10 protein-coding genes and 1 pseudogene are annotated in these 18,208 nt (G+C 54.8%); 2 read left to right on the plus strand and 9 right to left on the minus strand.

Annotation, left to right across the window (positions count from 1 at the left end):
• Positions 1 to 79 precede the first annotated feature (79 nt).
• Positions 80 to 1,489 carry a hypothetical protein gene (locus AC5S27_RS20175; protein ID WP_493936358.1) on the minus strand — a complete coding sequence of 470 codons (1,410 nt, stop codon included), beginning with the start codon at positions 1,487 to 1,489 and terminating at the stop codon, positions 80 to 82.
• A 512-nt stretch (positions 1,490 to 2,001) separates the two neighbouring features.
• Here AC5S27_RS20175 and AC5S27_RS20180 point away from each other — a divergent pair.
• Positions 2,002 to 3,696: a hypothetical protein gene (locus AC5S27_RS20180; protein WP_493936359.1), complete on the plus strand. Its 1,695-nt coding sequence runs from the start codon at positions 2,002 to 2,004 to the stop codon at positions 3,694 to 3,696.
• A gap of 187 nt (positions 3,697 to 3,883) precedes the next feature.
• On the opposite strand, the gene AC5S27_RS20185 is transcribed toward AC5S27_RS20180, so the two are convergent.
• From AC5S27_RS20185 to AC5S27_RS20220, 8 genes and pseudogenes are all read right to left on the minus strand, one after another.
• Positions 3,884 to 5,113 carry a GumC family protein gene (locus tag AC5S27_RS20185; protein WP_493936360.1) on the minus strand — a complete coding sequence of 410 codons (1,230 nt, stop codon included), beginning with the start codon at positions 5,111 to 5,113 and terminating at the stop codon, positions 3,884 to 3,886.
• A gap of 357 nt (positions 5,114 to 5,470) precedes the next feature.
• A pseudogene (locus tag AC5S27_RS20190) lies at positions 5,471 to 6,439 on the minus strand (acyltransferase family protein); the annotation flags it as partial.
• Between the two features lie 217 nt (positions 6,440 to 6,656).
• On the minus strand, positions 6,657 to 7,691 hold the full coding sequence (locus AC5S27_RS20195) for a glycosyltransferase family 2 protein (RefSeq protein ID WP_493936361.1): 1,035 nt from the start codon (positions 7,689 to 7,691) through the stop codon (positions 6,657 to 6,659).
• Positions 7,692 to 7,803: 112 nt separating this feature from the next.
• Entirely contained in the window at positions 7,804 to 8,751 is a 948-nt protein-coding gene (locus AC5S27_RS20200) for a glycosyltransferase family 2 protein (RefSeq protein WP_493936362.1), read from the minus strand.
• Positions 8,752 to 9,130: 379 nt separating this feature from the next.
• Positions 9,131 to 9,613 (minus strand): hypothetical protein, encoded by a 483-nt coding sequence (locus tag AC5S27_RS20205; RefSeq protein WP_493936363.1) that lies wholly within the window; start codon positions 9,611 to 9,613, stop codon positions 9,131 to 9,133.
• A 169-nt stretch (positions 9,614 to 9,782) separates the two neighbouring features.
• Positions 9,783 to 11,126 carry an argininosuccinate synthase gene (gene argG, locus AC5S27_RS20210; protein WP_493936364.1) on the minus strand — a complete coding sequence of 448 codons (1,344 nt, stop codon included), beginning with the start codon at positions 11,124 to 11,126 and terminating at the stop codon, positions 9,783 to 9,785.
• Between the two features lie 100 nt (positions 11,127 to 11,226).
• Positions 11,227 to 12,930: a CRTAC1 family protein gene (locus tag AC5S27_RS20215; protein WP_493936365.1), complete on the minus strand. Its 1,704-nt coding sequence runs from the start codon at positions 12,928 to 12,930 to the stop codon at positions 11,227 to 11,229.
• Between the two features lie 7 nt (positions 12,931 to 12,937).
• Positions 12,938 to 13,981, minus strand: a complete 1,044-nt coding sequence (locus AC5S27_RS20220; RefSeq protein ID WP_493936366.1) for a LacI family DNA-binding transcriptional regulator — start codon at positions 13,979 to 13,981, stop codon at positions 12,938 to 12,940.
• Between the two features lie 537 nt (positions 13,982 to 14,518).
• Between AC5S27_RS20220 and AC5S27_RS20225 the strand changes: the two genes are divergently transcribed.
• On the plus strand, positions 14,519 to 18,151 hold the full coding sequence (locus AC5S27_RS20225) for a TonB-dependent receptor (protein ID WP_493936367.1): 3,633 nt from the start codon (positions 14,519 to 14,521) through the stop codon (positions 18,149 to 18,151).
• The last annotated feature ends 57 nt before the right edge of the window (positions 18,152 to 18,208 follow it).

Below are 18,208 nucleotides of genomic sequence, written 5' to 3' on the forward strand. Positions count from 1 at the left end.
ATCACTGGACGAGAAGTGAGTTACAAAAAGAGCGGTCGGAGTTCGGCTTCCGAGGCGGCTGAGAATAAGCCGGTCTCGGCTATGGTTCAGTGGGTGTTGACTGCGGCGCCGCAGACTGTATGCGGGAGCCGACCAGCTTCGAACTCGTTGCGATTGCCATTCCCAAAATCAGCCAGAAATTCCCAAAGACCAGCGGAAACTCAGTCGCAGCACTGACAATTAGAAAGACGATGAGCGCCAGCAGCCAAACCCATCTGGAAATATTGACAGGAAGAATCAATTTTTCGAGCGCACGCCAGTTTGCGCGCACAACACATCCCATAGCACCAAAAAAAACGATTGTTCCAAGGATGCCGACGTTTGACAGCAACTTGACGATGAGGTCGTGAGACCCCGCGCTGCCCCATCCGACTCCGAGAAGTGGATACTTTTGAAAATACCCAAAAGCCAACTCAATCGTCATCACTCGCTCCAGGCCTGAGCCAGAACTCGATTTATCGAGCACAGCCGTGCTGGCGATGCTGCTCACCACTGGAATAGACGTAAGAGCAGCAGCAATAATTGCCGATGTGGCCGCCACGGCAATGAGAGAGTACTTGAACGCTCGCTTCAGAGACAAATCCCCAGTCCGCAATAGCAAAAGTACGGCCACCATAGCCAGGGCCAGTAAGCCGAAGTAAGCGGTCGAGGAGGTACTGAGAACTAACAAGAGAATGAACAGCAGCGCAACGTATCTATCAATAGGCCGTGACAGGACCGAACCTTTCTTGAGCAACGCGGGAAACGTTAGGGGCAGCAGGGTAATCAGGCTCTTGGCAAATTCAGATGGCTCCACACTTACAGAGGAAATTCTCCCCACTCCGATATCGAGAGTCTGCATAAACCCCTTCGCAGCAGCCGATCCTGAATTGTTGAAGATATAGTCCGGGTAAGGAAATCCAGTCGCATTGCAAAAGAACTGAAAAAGTCCCCAGACTGAAATGAATATGGCTGACAACAAGATCACTTTCTCAGTCTGCTGCCGATCTTCATCCCGCAAATTCGAATGAGCAACGCAAATGGCAATTATGCCGCCAAATATCAAATAAAGCAGTTGGGTTAAATTATGCGAGGAAAGATAAAGCGGGGTTTCTGTGAAGTCCCCGAGAATAGGAGAGCTGATGGCCAGCCTGCCGTTGATCAAGACCGGCATAATCAACGAAAACGAAGCAATGCCAAGAAACCCGATTAACCACAAGCACGGCCTGAGAAGTCGGCGATCGATTGCGAATGAGAGTGTAGGTAAGTGATCCAAGAGTAGACGCAGAAGCCAAAGAAATCCGAAAAGCATCCAGACTTGCAGCCCCGAACCATTCTCGTCGTCACCAAAATTGGCAGCGGATGTAGCGGAAAAAAGCGTGAAGAAGACAAAAAGGCGGTACAGCCATTTTTTCGATACAAACAAACTAAGGAGGCCGATGGGCAAGAAAATGTATCCAAGCGGCGTCATGTCACTCCTCGGTTGTCGGTTGCAGGAAGCTCAACGGAAAGCGTTGCGATTTACGATCATCAACAACGAGCGCAGCAAGATCAAAGGATGATCCCAGGCCGGCTGCCGGGAGGGATCGACTTGAGCAAACCGCGATCTCGCTGAGGGCTATAACCATTCGTCCATTGAGTCAGATTTGGCTGGCATTGTCGGTATATCCAAAATGCGCCACGATTCTCACTAAAGATATTCTATAGTCGGCAACCGCCGACTCGGATCAATCCCCATGGTCGGATTCCAGTGGTTTGAATCCGCCTTTCCTTGAAATGTCTCGTCTGGCTTTTGTCGCTCGCATGATATTTCAATTCAACCCGTTAGCATCCTTAGATTTAGCTTGCACAATGAGTGAATTGCCTACAACTCTTCTCCATGGCTAGTCATCAAAACCTACCTGAGCCTTGTAGATGATCTTTAAGGGAAAAAGAATGTTCAGCAACTCGATGATCCGATGTCTCCTTACTTGCAGCTGTTTGTTGACAACCTCAGTCGCAGTGCCTGTGGCTGCGCAGTCCTTCGAGCAAGGCATTCGCCAGCTGAGCATCTCCCCGACAGGAGGCGATGTCGGAACTCAGATCAATACGATGGAACAAAGCCTGCCTGCCAGCGGTGGACTTATCCAAATACCTACCGCGCCGTCGGGCCAATGCTATTCCTACGCAACGCCTATTCTGATCACCAAATCCATCATCCTGCAGGGACAGGGGCCGTCGACCTGCCTGAGTTTCAAAGGTTCCGGCGCTGCAATTTCGTTCCGTGATAACCAGGTGAGTTTTGTGCCCTCGAATTCACCCGTTGATGGCTTCGGCATGCGTGACTTTACGCTGTTGGGTTCTGGGCCAAACGCGGGGCAGGTTGGGCTGTCGATTGGCGGCTCACAAAACTCAGCCGGCTTCTTCGCCTCAGGCATGAACATCGACAATTTCGGAGTCGGGTTGCAGTTTGCCCGCGGAGTCTGGAATTTCAAATTCGAGCATTCCTTCTTTGGCTACAACTATCAAAGCGTCGTTTGGCCAGCTAGCGCAGGTTATGGCGGCGAAAACATAGAGTTCGATCATGTTACTTTTGAAGGCGCAAACTTTGTTGATTCCGTTTCCCTCGATGTGGATTCCAGCCCGTCAGCGTTCACCAATCTATCTAGCTTGACATTTGTTTCCTGCAACTTTGACGATGCTCAGTTGCATATCGCCAATGGAAGCGGCTCTGTTCGCCTGGTTTCACCTCACTTTGAAAACCCACAACATAGCTCTTCCGCCGGTCAGCCGTTTGTTCGGATCGAAGCCTACACGGTTGCAACCGACGTCGAAATGGATGGACCTGATTTTTACAACGATGCCAACGACCCATACCCTCCGGCATTCATCGAGATCGACGGAGGGGCGATCGCAGTCATCTCGCAGATGCGTTCTTTGAATCTGGATGGCACCACGAATGTGCCAACCAATGTGCTGATCAATGGGGCACCGCAGGTTACCTTGATCGGAAATTCGCCTCTACGCGCAGCCCAACAGCAATACATAGTAAGCCCTGGCAGCAATCCTCGAATCACCGTGCTAGGCGGTGAAGATGCCTCTAACAACATTGTCTCTGCCGGGCCCATCCAGTACACGCAAACGTATGGTCCGGACTATCAGTCTCCCTCCGTTCAAATCGGAGGTACTGGGTACCAACCAACCATCGGATTCAGTCTTTGGGCAGGAGGGGGAAGCACCTACTATGGCGCGCAAATACGAGAAGGTGCTCCAGACGAACTGGACTTCTGCTATAGCGGCGCGGCCAAGCCCGGAAGCGAAAACTACGCCTGCAACGCGGCTGTCAGCAATGGCGTCTTCAAGAGCTTGGTTCCGGACGGCACCGCCCCCCTGAGCGTTGTTAGCCATACTCCTCCAGACAACCTCAACGCGTGGCCGGCTACGTATCGCGCCAATGGAGTTCAGGTGCTGAATCCGCACGTTACTTCGGACAAGGTCATTCTTCTTCCTTCCGGCACCGCGACCGTCAACTTTTCAGGCCGCGCTGCCTTCACTCAAACGCCGTCTTGTACAGTTGCCTATCAGACGAGTTCCTCACTCGGAATCGCACGTGCTTTATCTTCCAATCCGACTTCAACCAGCATCACGATTTTCGGTCAGCCTTACTATGGCGTTTATTTTCAATGCATTGGAAATTAAACGGTCGGCTGCAGTGAACTGACTTCCGTTGTCCGACGCTCAATACCGTACACACGATTGAGAGAGGAGAGGGGCGCCTTTAGGTAAATAGGGTGCTTATTAACGAAATTCATGCGTGGATATCCGAGCACATAAGTAGAAGCTAGGCCACCAGTAGAGATAACGCATGATCTCTGCCTATGGTGTATTAGTTGCGAAAGCTGGCTCGCAGAGCATCCATACGCTGTCGAACGGCCGCATCTCGATATCTGGGCGCAGATTTGCCGAAAAAGATGCACCACACGCTCGCAACAAACAAGCTGAGCACCGTAGCCAGCAAGACGGTAAGAGTACGTTTCGGAAAAGATCTTGTATCGGGCGGTACGGCTAGGTCAACTACTTGAATGACAGCGCCCTGCCGGGCTTCGTCCAATTTCGCCATTTCCAACTGCTTGGAGATCAACTCCGAAATTGTCTCGTAATACCGGACGTCGCGTAACCGCCTCAGATATTCCATCGCGGCGTCCGGCACACGACCTTTGGGAACCAGCAATTCAGAATCCGAACTCTCTTGAGAGCCAGCAAGTTTGGCAAGCTGCGCTTTTAACGCTGCCAATTGTTGCTGGGCCACTACCATGTCGGGATTATCTCCAGTTGCATACGAACTCAAGCCCTGGATCTGAACCTCTTTAGCGACCACCTGCGCACGAAGATTGGCTGCCGATTCGATCAGCGATCGCGATTGGCTGTCGATCTGAAGAACACCGGTGGATTTCTCGGTACTCTTCATTGCCTCCTCGGCATTGGTCAGATTCCCCTTGGCCTCCAGTAGCTGTTGCTGGAAAAAATTGCGCCGCTGTGAAGCTTCCGTGATCGCGAGATTGGCAGATAACTTCTTGTATTCGTCCACATAACCATTGGCAATGTCCGACGCGTACTTTGGATCGCGGTCTGTCACCGTAATTCGCATCAAGCCGTCCTTCGCGCCAAGAACGACCGTAGAATGAGCTTCGAAAGCCGTGCGCGCCTGAGAGGGTTTCTTAGCGTGATACCTGTCCATGAGTCCAAAATGCTGAATGACGGAATCCTCCAAAGTCCGACTATGGAAGAGAGACACATACATCTCACTCGGATTCTTGATTCCCAGGCTCGCCCCAGCAACGGACGCAAGAGCTCCAGAACCTCCAAGCTGGCCCAACAAGGAAGAGCTCATTGAAGAATTCTGCCCAGGGGGTATAAGGAGAGTTGTCGCTGTGTATTGGCTGGGCAGCAACACAACGGCGATCGACGTAAGCACGGCGCCGATAACGGTAAACCATAGAAGAAAATATCGCCGTCGGGCTAGGATGATCAGGAAGTCCAGCAAGTACACTTGCTCTGCGGCCGCTTCCTTAGGTTCCATCCCGCGTACCGGATAACTAACCGCTTCAGAGTTCATTCTGGGTCTCCAGTTCCATTCTAATCAGAAAAGTCTGTAGGAACTTCCCGGGGGTGCCGACCTTTCGTAGCGATTTGCAGACAATCGCACACCTTAACTCGGACGTGCGGTTCCGTGAGAGAACGGGTACTGCAGAAGCTTCAACTCGAAGCTGGGAGACGAGTTCCTGAACGGGAAATCTCTGTCGTGGATTTAATGAGGACTGTACCCAGAGCCGTGCGAGGAGAGTGATGACCCGTTCATCAGAAGAATGTCCTCTTCCAACTCCAAGTATTCAAGTTCTGTGCTTCTCAACTCCCCACACATGTCCTTAATCTCCGCAGTAAGGTGTATCGAGAGTCCTGCGAGCCCACATTTTCAAAGGTTGCGGGCATGCTGGATCGCTGTCGGTGTGGCAATCGGAATGTCCTTAAGTTCCGGGCGGCCAGGTGTGGCAGAGGGAGCCCAGCGGTGGCCCAGACGGACGAGAGGCAGTTCCAGCAGATAATAGCTCGCAAGAGCGCAGGCGAAGCTGACTACGAGACGTAGTGGCCAGCTCTGCAGGATGCCAAAGGGGTGGGCACCGGGGAGAAAGTGTTGGGAGAAGAAGAGTTGCTGCCAGAGATAGAGACTGTAAGAGACTCGCCCGACGAATCGGAGCGGTTTCCACTCGAGTGCCCAGCCAAAGACATTATCGGGGTTGAGGACGGAGCCGAGGACGATGCATGGCATTAGGTATATGAGCAGCGTGACCTGCCACGCGGAGCCTTCGCCGAAGTTCAGGATGACGAGGAGAAGCACGACGAGCGCGGGCCAGAAGCGTAGGGCGCTCTTGAAAATCCCCCGGATGCGCGGGTTTGAGACCAGCACGGCGAAGAGGGCAGGAACAAATAGAGCGTCCATACGGGTTTCAGCGTGCCAAGCGATAAGGTCCCAGGGCCGGGAATGTAAAGCGATCACGCGATAAACGCAGATAAGGACACTAAGAATGGCGAGGATCACCGCGCGATACCGCTTCGAGCTCAAGATGAGGAGCCCTGGCAGAATAAGGTAAAACTGCTCTTCGAGAGCAAGGGACCAGAAATGGGACGTGTAGTAGCCCACAGGTCCGCCGAGGAGCGTAGGGTAATTACGAAAAAAGAGTAAAGACTTGAACCACTCAGGAACCGAGACGTCGACAAAGCCGAGTTTGGTCAGGAGAGCGATCGTTAGCAGGAAAAAGATGGCTGGAGGGAGGATGCGAAAGCCGCGGCGGATGTAGAACTTGCGCAGGCTGATGGAGCCGTCGCGCTGCTCTTCGTCGAGCAATCTGGAGCAAATCAGGCTGCCGCTGATCGCGAAGAAGACGTTGACGCCGACTTAGCCATATGTGTTGAGCCACTTTGTGGAGAGGAACCAGAGCGAGTGAATGCTGTCGTGGTGGCAGATGACAACCAAGATCGCGATCGCTCGCAACCGTCGAGAGTAGGAAGGTCTCCTGTCCGGCGGGTCGGCGACCTCATGCTAGACCTCTCTCATGTCATCCCTGGCTCGCCTTGAGCCAAGGCTGAAAGTCAAATTGACTTTAACCACTACTGGATGGACGCAGAAGGCGCTTCACCAGATCTTTGGACCCAATTCGCATCGTGGCCCAAGACCTGACTGCAGGGTTCAAACCATGTTCGGCAATCCATATTGCAGCGGAGAGCTGAGGAGAATCACCAAGAATCCTGAGAAGCCGTTTGTATTCTTTGCGCTCCTCGTGACTGAAACGGGGTGAATCGATTGCGTCTGCAAATCTCACTGCCTTGGTTCTCATGTTCTTCTTCAGTTCCGCAATGCTCCAGCCCCGTTTCTCGAATTGGGGAATTAACAGCTTATTGTAGATTTCGCCTGTTTCCCGTACCTCTGCCATCTTTCGCGAAGCGCGCACACCTTTGCCATCATCCCATACGCGATAATTTGACATGACTTGCGGGGAGTACACATTGCCCCAACCGCTGATTGCAAGCCGCACAATCATGTTCCAGTCTTCGCAGTATCGCCATGAGAGGGTTGAGTTGTAGTAGTCAGCTTCTCTTATGGCTTGGGCCCGGTAAAGGATACAATTTGCTGCTGTCCGATAGCCTTTTGCATTGGCTCTCAATGCCTGATCTGCGGATTCGAAGGCGCTGGTTCGTGCGATGCGGCGAATCCGTTGCACCCGTCCTTCACGATCGATCTGGTTCACATTGCAGTGCGCATAGCCGGCTTCAGGATATTGCTCCATGAGCTTTGATAAAACGGCCACATAGTCCGGTTCGAGAAGATCATCGGAATCCAGGCGTACGATCAAGTCCGTTTTCGGTTGAGAAAGAAGCCAGCTTATATTGCCTGGCAAACCGAGATTCACCGGTTGCCGATAATATCGAAGCTTCGGATGTTGAGCACACAGATCTCGCATGACAGCGTCTGTATCATCTGTGCTCGCATCATCCGAAATCCAAATTTCCTGGATTGGATGAGTTTGCGCCAGTGCCGATTCAATCGATCCACGCAAATACTGTGCCTGATTGTAGGTACCAATGCAGATAGCAACCGAGGTTTGTGAAGAGCCAATCTCGTTTTTGGAAGGTTCCACCGGCAATTCCTTCTGGAGGATTTAGTCCGCCATACCATCTTAACGCGGAGCATCGCAATGTATCCCAAATCGGACAATGCAAGGTTGCAGTTGCACCAGGATCTCTATGCCTTCAGGCCGAGAGTGCAGCCTTGTATGCGGCAAAGGTGGTTTTGAAACGAATCCAGATGTCGGGGTAACGCGTGAGTAATCCATGTGCGAGCAGTAGCAGGCCGGGAAATTTGCGCGACCCGCACAGTCCCGTATAGCTCATAAAGGCGAATTGGCGAAACCGCCCGAACGGCTGTCGGGACAGGTATTCCAGCAAGATCAAGGTGCGGTTGAACGCTTCATCATAGTGGGACGAAGGATTGAACTTTACGCGATGCTCCTCGATAGGGCGCGAGCCAATCATATGATCCACCAACACTGCCGGGTCATAGATAAGGTTGTGGCCCTTCACCAGCAGCGCGAAACAGAGCTGCATCTCCCAGCCTACTTGCGCCCCCTTGCCTCGTAGCCGCGTGTCGAGTCGGAGATTACCAAACGCACTGCGGCGAAACGCCATATTCACGCCTTTGAGCGTGTGCACATAGCGTGCTGGACCTACACCGCAATGATGAAAGCCAACAGCATTGCCGTACCAAGAGACTATTCCCACGACAGGCTCTGCACCCTCGATCCATCTGTTTTCATTTGGGACGAATACGTGGTCTTTACCGCCTACCCCAGCTGCCGAGGGGTCGGCCACGAAGTGCGCCACGATCCGTTGCAGCCAGTCTGGATGCGGCACCGAGTCGTCATCGGTAATTGCGAAAAGATCGGTCCTGACCTGGTCGAAGGCGCAATTCAACGCATAGACGACCCCGGGCTCTGTGCAGAGAATCAGCCGGGCATTGGGGCATGGCCTATCTGTGCGGGCAAGGTAGGCGCAAGTCTCGGCATCCTCATCGCGATAGGTGATCAGCACTTCTTCCGGAACCAGCCACTGCCGGTCGAGAGCAGCCAGGCAGCGGGCCAAGTCGGCGGTGCGCCGGTAGGTAGGTACAATTACCGAAATGCTGGGTCCTGACGCTGTCATCTCTCAGAGGGCCTCGTTTGCATGATGGGACGGGGTGGATTCGATTCCATGCTCGTCATCTGCACGGAAGACAATTTGCACGAAGGACAATTCTGATGGCAAGCCATTCCTCAGTTTGCCTCTTGGCAAAGCTCTACAAACCAGCGTAGCTTACGGACACCGTGCGCATCTCGAAAGGTGGTTCTTCAAGAACATGGAGAACTACTGCTATTCATTCTTTCATTTCTTGAGACACCCCTATTGATCGGATTCATGATCAGGAAACAGCAGCCTGAGAGGCTTAACCCTTCTACCTCGGGGGTTCGACTTCGGGGACGCCAACTACGCCCCGCTCATAGTCCCGACAACATTCGAGGTACGCAACTGGCACTCGTTGGGGCTATCGAAACAGCTTCGATAACAAGCTCATGTATAGGAAGCCCGCAATTCCGCACGCTACGAAGAATATGTGCGGAAACATGACCTGTGGCCAGAATGCTACGGAACGCCAGCGACGTTGTTGGATGTTGAAGGCTGATTCTTTGCCAAAGGAACCCAAAATGCGGGGAGATCTATGCTGGCCGTCATCCGAATGAAAATTTGATAAGAGCTGTTCGAGCTCAGCTGCGCGGAGAGCGTGGCCAAGCCGCAGGAGCTTGAAACGAACCTCTGCAGTCCAAAAACCAATGCCGAGGATACTGACGAGAAGAAAGATCAGCGATGACTTCTGCGTCGCGCCGAGGGCGATCGCTGCCCCGGACACGGTGACACCCCAGTTCTTGATCGTGAGGAAGTAGGGGTCGTAGCTCTGGAGAATGTCGATTACCTTGAAATACTCTTCTCTGAGTTCCGTACGGTAAGAGCTTTCACTGAGTTCAGTCATTCGGCCCTCGTCACAGTCGATAGATCCGGCAGACCAGATCGGAGATTTTTCTTTCGACCAATCTTAGAGGACTGCTGCGATTTTCGCAGTACAAAGCCGCCATTTGCGGAAATTGCAAATGGCGGCTCTGGGTAGCTGGCAGATGTGCTTGAGGGCTTCAGTTGAGAGATTATTCTTTTTCGTCGCTGCTGGTCAGTTTTGGCATTTCTGCCTTTTTGCTCAGAGTGAGCAGGCCGCTTTGCGCGTAGGTGATGAGCTTTGCCCGCGTGTCGGTGATATCGAGGTTGCGCATGGTGAGCTGGCCGATGCGGTCGCGTGGGGAGAAGGTGGATTCGCCCTTTTCCATGGTGAGGCGTTCGGGTTTGAAGGTCAGGTTTGGCGAATCGGTATTGAGGATGGAGTAGTCGTTGCCGCGACGGAGTTCGACGGTGACGTCGCCGGTGATGGGCTTGGCTACCCAGCGCTGGGCGGCTTCACGGAGCATGATGGCCTGCGAATCAAACCAGCGGCCCTGGTACAGGAGACGACCGAGTTTGCGGCCGCTTTCGCGGTACTGCTCGATGGTGTCTTCATTGTGGATGCCGGTGATGAGACGCTCGTAAGCGATGAAAAGCAGTGCGAGGCCGGGGGCTTCGTAGATGCCGCGACTCTTGGCTTCGATGATACGGTTTTCGATCTGGTCGCTCATCCCGAGGCCGTGGCGGCCGCCGATGCGGTTGGCTTCGAGCAGCATTTCGACGGGATCTGAGAATTCCTTGCCGTTAAGGGCTACAGGGAAGCCCTGTTCGAAGCGAACGGTGACTTCTTCGCGCTTGATTTCGACATCGTCGCGCCAGAAAGCTGTGCCGCCCATGATGGGGACAACAATCTTCATGCTGCTGGTGAGCAGTTCGAGGTCCTTGGCTTCGTGGGTGGCGCCGAGGATGTTGGAGTCAGTGGAGTAGGCTTTTTCGGCAGACATCTTGTAGGCGAAGCCGGACCTCTGCATGAAGGCTGACATTTCGGCGCGACCGCCGAGTTCGTCAATGAAAGCATCGTCGAGCCACGGTTTGTACACCTTGAGATCTGGGTTGACGAGGAGGCCGTAGCGGTAAAAGCGCTCGATGTCGTTGCCCTTGAAGGTAGACCCGTCACCCCAGATGTTGACGTCGTCTTCCTTCATGGCGGTGACGAGCATGGTGCCGGTGACGGCGCGGCCGAGTGGCGTGGTGTTGAAGTAGGTCACGCCGGCGGTGGTGATGTGGAAGGCGCCAGACTGGAGGGCTGCGATGCCTTCGCGGACGAGAGGTTCGCGGCAGTCGATGAGGCGGGCTTTTTCAGCGCCGTATTCCATGGCCTTGCGGGGAATTTCGTCGTAGTCGGATTCGTCGGGCTGGCCGAGATTGGCGGTGTAGGCGTAGGGCAGAGCGCCCTTCTGCTTCATCCAATGAAGCGCGGCGCTGGTGTCCAGCCCGCCGGAGAACGCGATGCCGACTTTTTGGCCGACTGGAAGGGTTTCAAGAATTACGGACATGGATTGCAGACCTCAGGGGTTCAGCAGACGCGCTGAAGGATTCTCATCTATTTTAATTGGGCTGTATCGGCCGATTTTTAAGAGATGGTGTAATGCCCAATCAGGCTACGATTCCCTGCCCTTCGATGATGGTGATGTATTTGTCGATTGGGAGATTCGCGAAGGTGTCTACCTTGTTACTGGGGGCTGGCCAATGGATTTCCAGCTGATCTATTTTGGTGGCTTTGCCTATGCCTAATACTTCTCTGGGGTCATGGCTGCTCAGATAGCTGCCTGCGCCGTTTTTCTGGCGCGTGCGGGTGGTCGAGCCGCATTTCCAGGTGATTTTGGCGCCGATGGCATCACGATTGCATTTCTTGCCTACGAGTTTGATGCCCAGCCAGTGGTGGCCTTTGGCGGCTTCGTTCCGGAGTAGGACCGGGGCGCCGTTGTTGGTGGAGATGAGTACGTCTATTGCGCCGTCGTTGTTAAAGTCACCGATGGCGAGGCCTCGGGCGGCTAGTGGCTGCTGGAAGATGGGGCCTGCCTCGGCGCTGATGTTTTCGAGCGTCTTGCCGTTGTTGTGGAAGAGCAACAGTGGCTCGCGGTAGGTAACGCTGGTGGCGTGGACTTCGATCTGGTCGTCGGGGTGGCCGTTGGCGATGAACAGGTCTAGGTTGCCGTCGTTGTCGTAGTCGAAAAAGCGAAGGCCCCAGCCGCTCATGGTGCGGGTGGCACTGGCCATGCCCATGGGGACGGCTAGGTCGTCAAAGGTCTGGTCGTGGTTGTTGTGGTAGACGGAGTACATCTCCTGGTCGACGTTGGTGACGGTGAGGTCCTGATAGCCGTCCTGGTCGAGGTCAGCGGCGTCAACGCCCATGCCGGAGCGGGCTCGGCCGTCGGCGCTGTAAGCTACGCCGGATTCCAGACCGATGTCTTTGAATTTACCCGCTGTGTTCTTGAAGAGGAAGTTCTGTACGGTGTCATTCGCGACGAAGAGGTCCATCCAGCCGTCGTTGTCGATATCGGTGGCGACTACGCCCCAGGCTTTGCCCTGTACGGCTGCGATGCCTGTGGCGGCTGAGACGTCGGTAAATGTTCCGTCGCCGTTGTTGTGGAACAGCCAACTGGCGGCTGGCGGGTAGACACGGGGGATGCAGTAGTGGCGTTCACCGGTGCCTTCGTTACCGCAGAACTTGTTGGCCGCTTTATCGAACTGGACGAAGCGGCAGACGAAGAGGTCGAGGCGGCCATCGTTGTCGTAGTCGAACCAGACGGCGCTTGAGGCCCAACCGTCGATCTTGATGCCAGACTTCTTAGTCACGTCCGTGAAGGTGCCGTCGCCGTTGTTGTGGAAGAGTTTCGAGTCGTTGTAGCTGGAGACAAACAGGTCGGGGTAGCCATCGTTGTTGTAGTCTCCGACGGCTGCGCCCATACCATATCCGGCGGAGGTGATGCCTGCTTTCGTCGTAACGTTGGTGAAGGTGCCGTCGCGGTTGTTGCGGTAGAGGGCGTTGTTCAGCGGCTTTGGCGGGTTGAAGAAGTCACAGGGGCCGCTGTTGACGAGGAAGATGTCCATCCAGCCGTCGTTGTCGTAATCGAGGAAGGCGCAGCCGGCGCCGGTGGTTTCGGGAAGATAGTAGTCGGGGGAGCGGCCGTTGGAGTGGGTCCAGGTGATGCCGGAGCGGGTTGACGGGATGGGTTCGAAGAGCGGCGGAAGGGCCGCGGCTGCGAGGGCTTTGCGCCATGCCAGCAAGGGAATCCCGGAAGCGAGGGCGGAGACAAACGCTCTTCGGCTGGGGCTGAACGGGCTGGGTCGACGCATTCCCCCATCATATACAGGGGCGACAGGGGCCTGTTGAGCCACGGATGACGAGGTCGACATGGATGTTGAGTTGCTGCCCTGTTTCATGAGGAGCGCTCAGCAGGTTATCCATCGCTTCCAGAAACAGGTTGACCATATTCTTTCTCGATAGATGGAGGGTAGTCAGAGGAGGATCAACGATGGTGCAGAGATCGATGTCGTCGAGGCCTATGACTGAGACATCCTGCCCAATGATGAGGCCTGCGCTGCGGATGGCAAGCATCGCCCCGATGGCGGAGAGGTCGTTGGAGCAGAGAACGGCCGTAACGCGGTCGGGACGACTGAGGAGCCGGCTCATGGCGCGGCGTCCGCCTTCGATGGAGAAGTCCGCTGCCTGTATGGCTGGCCTGATGATTTCGAGGCGGTTGGCGCGCATGGCTTTACGGAAGGCGGCTTCGCGCGCGGCTGAGATTGTCTGGTGAGCGCGGCCGCCGAGAAAGCCGATGCGGCTGTGGCCGAGCTCGACAAGATGCTGGATGGCGAATTTCATTCCAGTGAAAGCTTCGACGGCTACGTCGCTCACGCCGGGCTCGACGGCGAGACGGTTGAGGGTAACGAGAGGCACGCGGTTGTGGAGCATGCTCTCGTAGGCGGTAGTCTCGATTTCGGATTCGAGGACGGCGATGGCTTCCACTCCGCGCATAAGCATGCGCCGGATGGAGCGTTGCATTTCCTCGTGGGAGTGGGCGGTGATGGCGAGCATCATCTCCTGATCGCGGGTGACGAGCTCGCGCTCAAATTGGCTGACAAAGTCGGCGAAAAACGAATTGGAGATGTTTGGCACGATGAGGCCGTAGATTCCGCTGCGGCCGGATTTGAGGGCGGTCCCAGTGGAGTTGGGGATATAGTTGAGGTCCTGGATGATGGAGCGGATCCGATCAGCGGTCTGGCGGTCGACACGGTTGGAATTGTTGATGACACGGGAGATAGTGGCGGTTGATACGCCTGCGATCCGCGCGATGTCGCGCATCTTGAGAGGACCACTTTCCGAAGATGCGGATTTGCGAGGCATGGCGTTCTCCGGCGCAGGCGAGGGTGATTTCTGGGTATGGTGAATGCTAAATCGTTTATCCGGGGATTGGTCACGGAATTTCGATGGCTTACGACTTTGAGTCAGTGAACTAGGACGCGAAGGAATCTGGCGTCACTGCTTGAGTTAGCGGTTACCTCGTTTGGAAAGATCTTGGTAAGAATGCGGTCGAGGGTTGACCCACATCTCCATATTTAGGTTGACAGCAGTTGAAACGAGCGCATATCGTTTCTGACGGCTCGGTGTAACGGATTACATCGCAATTGAAATCCTTTTAATTTGAGAAAACGCTCGAAAGCCGAAGCGATTTGCAGTATGTTTGCGGAATTTTGAGGAACGTCTGATCGCTGCGAGACTCACAAGAAACGACTTCCTGAGTCCAGTTTCGAGCGCATCCGCGAGAAGTCCGACACACAGTTAAAAGCAAAGAAGATGCATCCGAACACTTTGCAGTTCCCTAGGCTTCATGCATGCCGACAGGCGAACTGCTCAAAATTGAAACGTTTTCAAGGAGACCTTATGACGAACGGTTTTATGAAGAGAAACAAGCTGCGACTGCTTTGGGTCGGAGTCGCAATGGTGTTGTCGCTGGTCTTTAGCGGCCAGGGCTTCAGTCAGGATACAAACGCGTCACTGAGCGGCACGGTCTCCGATCCTTCCGGCGCAGTGGTGCCGGGGGCCAAGCTGACTTTGACGGGCGAAGCTACGGGGTTCCAGGTGAACTTCGAAGCTGACGGAGCGGGTGAGTACAGCTTTCGCAATTTAACGCCGGGCAAATACGACTTGTCTGTAACGGCACAGGGCTTTCAGGGCTCAGTGCGCAAGGGCATCGAACTCGCGGTGAGCCAGTCGGCCCGCGTGGATGTGAAGCTGACGCTGGGCCAGTCTGATCAGACAGTCACGGTGAACGGCGATGCTTCTCTGATCAACTACGAGAATCCGACGATCGAAGGCGGCGTGAGTCCTGAGACGCTGCAGTCTTTCCCTCTTGTGGTTTCCGGGGCGCCTCGTTCTTCGGTGACTGTTGCGATCCTGATGCCGGGTGTGACGACTGGCGGCGGCGGCAACGCTTACAACGCTCGTACCAATGGCGGCATCATCACCGGTGATGAAGCGCTGGTCGACGGCGCTACGGCTTCCGAAGGTTACATGAATCAGAGCGGCATGGTCAGCTTGCAGACCGACTTTGGCATGTCGCCGGATATTACGAGCGAAGTCAAGATTCTGTCTTCGAACTACGACGCTCAGTTTGGCAACTCGACTTCAGGTCAGCTGATCGTGCAGACCAAGAGCGGTAGCGAGAAGTTCCACGGTGCTGCTTACGAGTACATCCGCAACGATTTCTTTAATGCAACCCAGTACGGTGGTGCATCGAAACCGGCGGATAAGGAAAACGACTTTGGTGCCAACGTAGGCGGCCCGATCTGGATACCGAAATATCACGGCCCTCAAGCGTTCTTCAAAGGCTACTTCTACTTCAACTGGGAAGGTTTCCAGGATCACGGATCAGCGAATTCGGCGACTTTGTCCATCGCTCCCATTGCGGAGCGTGGTGGTGACTTCAGCGCAGTGACGACGCAGCTGTACTATCCGAACGACCCGGCCAAGTATGGTGAGTTGGCTGGCACCAAAATTCCTGGCAACAAGATCGATCCTTCCTTCGAGGATCCGATCGCTGCGGCGTTTCTGGCAGCAGAACCAACGCCGACTAATGGCAACTTGCTGAACAACTACTTCATCCCAAAGTCCGGACAGGGTTCGCTCACCAACAGCGAGAATGTCTACTTCTGGCGCGTGGATGCCAACATCGGACAGAGGGATCACCTTTACTACACGTACTGGTGGCAATACACGGGCGTAAACTCGCAGAGCGATCTGCCGGTTGCAATTTCGACCGCATCCCCTGCCAGCCCGGAAAACGCGCCGATTCAGCGCCTGAACTGGGAACACACAATTTCGAGCAGCATGACCAATCACGCAACGGTCGGCTACCTAAACCGAAATGAAGGCTACTTTGCGCTGAACGGCGCGGCGAAGCTTCCAGTGGTTCCGGGCGTCGCCGATCCTACTTTCCTTCCAGAGATGACCTTCGGCGGCGGCTATTCGCAGCTGGGTAACAATGCTGGACCGGACTCCACGCAGAACCTGACGACACGCGGTACCTGGGCTGTCAACGACGTATTCACCCGCATCCAGGGCAAGCACACGTTGACGGCTGGTCTGGAGTGGAAGCTCGCTGGAACCAGCATCCACAGCTCGGGTAATCAGGGTGGAACATTCAACTTTGCACAGGACACAACGGGGAATCCTTCCCTTGGTGCACCGGGCGATGCTCAGGCAAGCTTCTATCTGGGCGCGGTTTCAAGCGCCAATGTTGGATACCTCAACATCAAGGCCAAGTATCCCCGTCAGATTGGCTGGGCTTTCCATGCTGGCGATTCCTGGCGCCTGAATCCAAAACTGACCCTGTCTTACAGCCTGCGCTGGGATTACATCAGCCCGTTTGTCGACAAACACAACAATCTGTCCTTCATCGATCCATACGGTCCGAACCCGGATGCAGTCACGGCGAGCGGAACGGAGTTAAAGGGACGACTTGCTTTCGCGGGAACCAAGTTTGGCGCAGCCAGCTATGGCGGCCGCTATCCTGAAGAAGCATTCAAGAATGCATGGGCACCTCGTGCAGGTTTTGCCTACACCATCGACCAGAAGACTGTTGTCCGCGCTGGCTACGGTCTCTATTTCGGACAGGCGTTCTATCCGGGATGGGGCGGCGGACTGGCACAGGACGGATTCAACAAGAACCTGACTTTGTCTGAAACGGCAACCAACGGCTTCCAGACTCCGGCAATCTATCTTCAGACCGGGATCTCACCTGCTCAGGTTGGATCAACCTCCAACATCTCCGCCGGTGCTGACAACGGCCAGATCCCCTCGCTCTATCGTCCCAGGGACGGCAATCATCGTCCTTACTCATCACAGTGGAACCTTACGATCGAGCGGCAGCTCCCAAGCAACACGCTGCTGAGCGTATCCTATGTCGGCACGAAGGGCACGCACCTGCCTTCGGCGTTGAGCCCCATCAATGTCCTAAACCCGTTCGATCCGGCAATTCAGGCGATCGGTACGGACCTGGCAACCAAATATACGGATCCTACCGGTCCGCTGAATTTTGCCGCACACGGAGTTTCCGTACCGTACACGGGATGGGCTGATCAGATGCAGGCGTGCTCTCCATCAATCGCTCAGGCGCTTCTGCCCTTCCCACAATATTGCGGACCACTGTCGGGTCTAAACGAACAACACGGAACGTCGATCTACCAATCGTTCCAGGGCAAGATCGAGAAGCGCTTGCAAGGCGGCTTGTACATTCTCGGCTCGCTTACGTGGCAAAAGATGTTCACCGATGCTTCGAATAACACACAGTCAACCAACAATACTGGCGCGGGTTCGGGAGGCAACAGCGGAGCCTTTTCGCCTTATGATCCAGCTCGCCGCTCGTATGCAATCGCTCCGGACAACGTTCCTGTGACTACGTCTCTCGCGGTGGTCTACGACCTGCCCTTCGGCAAGAACAAGCGCTTCCTCAGCAATTCAGGCCTTCTGAATACGCTGGTTGGCGGATGGCAGACAAGCCCCATCTTCCGGTATGAGGACGGCATTCCGTTCTCGTTCTGGTCATCCAACTGCGCCACAGATTCCCTGCTGAACAACGGGTCGGGCAACTACTTCCGTGAGCACTGTGTCCCGGGAGTGGTTCCGGGCGGGAAAGTGCTCGCACAAGACCGCAACCACTTCAACCCTGCCAAGGGCTTGATGTTTAACTCGGCCGGGCTGGAGTCTCCGGATGCCTTCAACACTCTCGGTTATACGGGCTATGGTAAGGCTGTCTCGAAAATCGAGGGTCCGAGCTATCGGAATTTGGATATCTCGTTCACGAAGAACACGCGCATCGGCGAGAAGTTCAACTTCAAGTTTGCTGCGAACTTCTTCAATGCGTTCAACAACCATTACTTTGTGAGCCAAGGGGGCAACAATGGCGGCACAGGTTATGCATTTGTGACCGACGTTGCATCGCCATCGTTTGGAACGTGGAATCACTCGGTAAGTACGCCTCGTACCATTCAGTTCGTTGGCCGCTTCGAGTTCTAAACGACTCGCTGCTGCTTTCGGATTCAACTAAGCAACAAGCCACCCCGGGACGATGTC

The organism is Acidicapsa borealis, assembly GCF_059115245.1.

Coding starts and splice junctions, on each gene's coding strand:
- AC5S27_RS20175 (WP_493936358.1), bottom strand. CDS start 1,489: ATGACGCCGCTTGGATACATTTTCTTGCCCATCGGCCTCCTTAGTTTG.
- AC5S27_RS20185 (WP_493936360.1), bottom strand. CDS start 5,113: ATGAACTCTGAAGCGGTTAGTTATCCGGTACGCGGGATGGAACCTAAG.
- AC5S27_RS20200 (WP_493936362.1), bottom strand. CDS start 8,751: ATGACAGCGTCAGGACCCAGCATTTCGGTAATTGTACCTACCTACCGG.
- AC5S27_RS20205 (WP_493936363.1), bottom strand. CDS start 9,613: ATGACTGAACTCAGTGAAAGCTCTTACCGTACGGAACTCAGAGAAGAG.
- argG (WP_493936364.1), bottom strand. CDS start 11,126: ATGTCCGTAATTCTTGAAACCCTTCCAGTCGGCCAAAAAGTCGGCATC.
- AC5S27_RS20215 (WP_493936365.1), bottom strand. CDS start 12,930: ATGCGTCGACCCAGCCCGTTCAGCCCCAGCCGAAGAGCGTTTGTCTCC.
- AC5S27_RS20220 (WP_493936366.1), bottom strand. CDS start 13,981: ATGCCTCGCAAATCCGCATCTTCGGAAAGTGGTCCTCTCAAGATGCGC.
- AC5S27_RS20225 (WP_493936367.1), top strand. CDS start 14,519: ATGACGAACGGTTTTATGAAGAGAAACAAGCTGCGACTGCTTTGGGTC.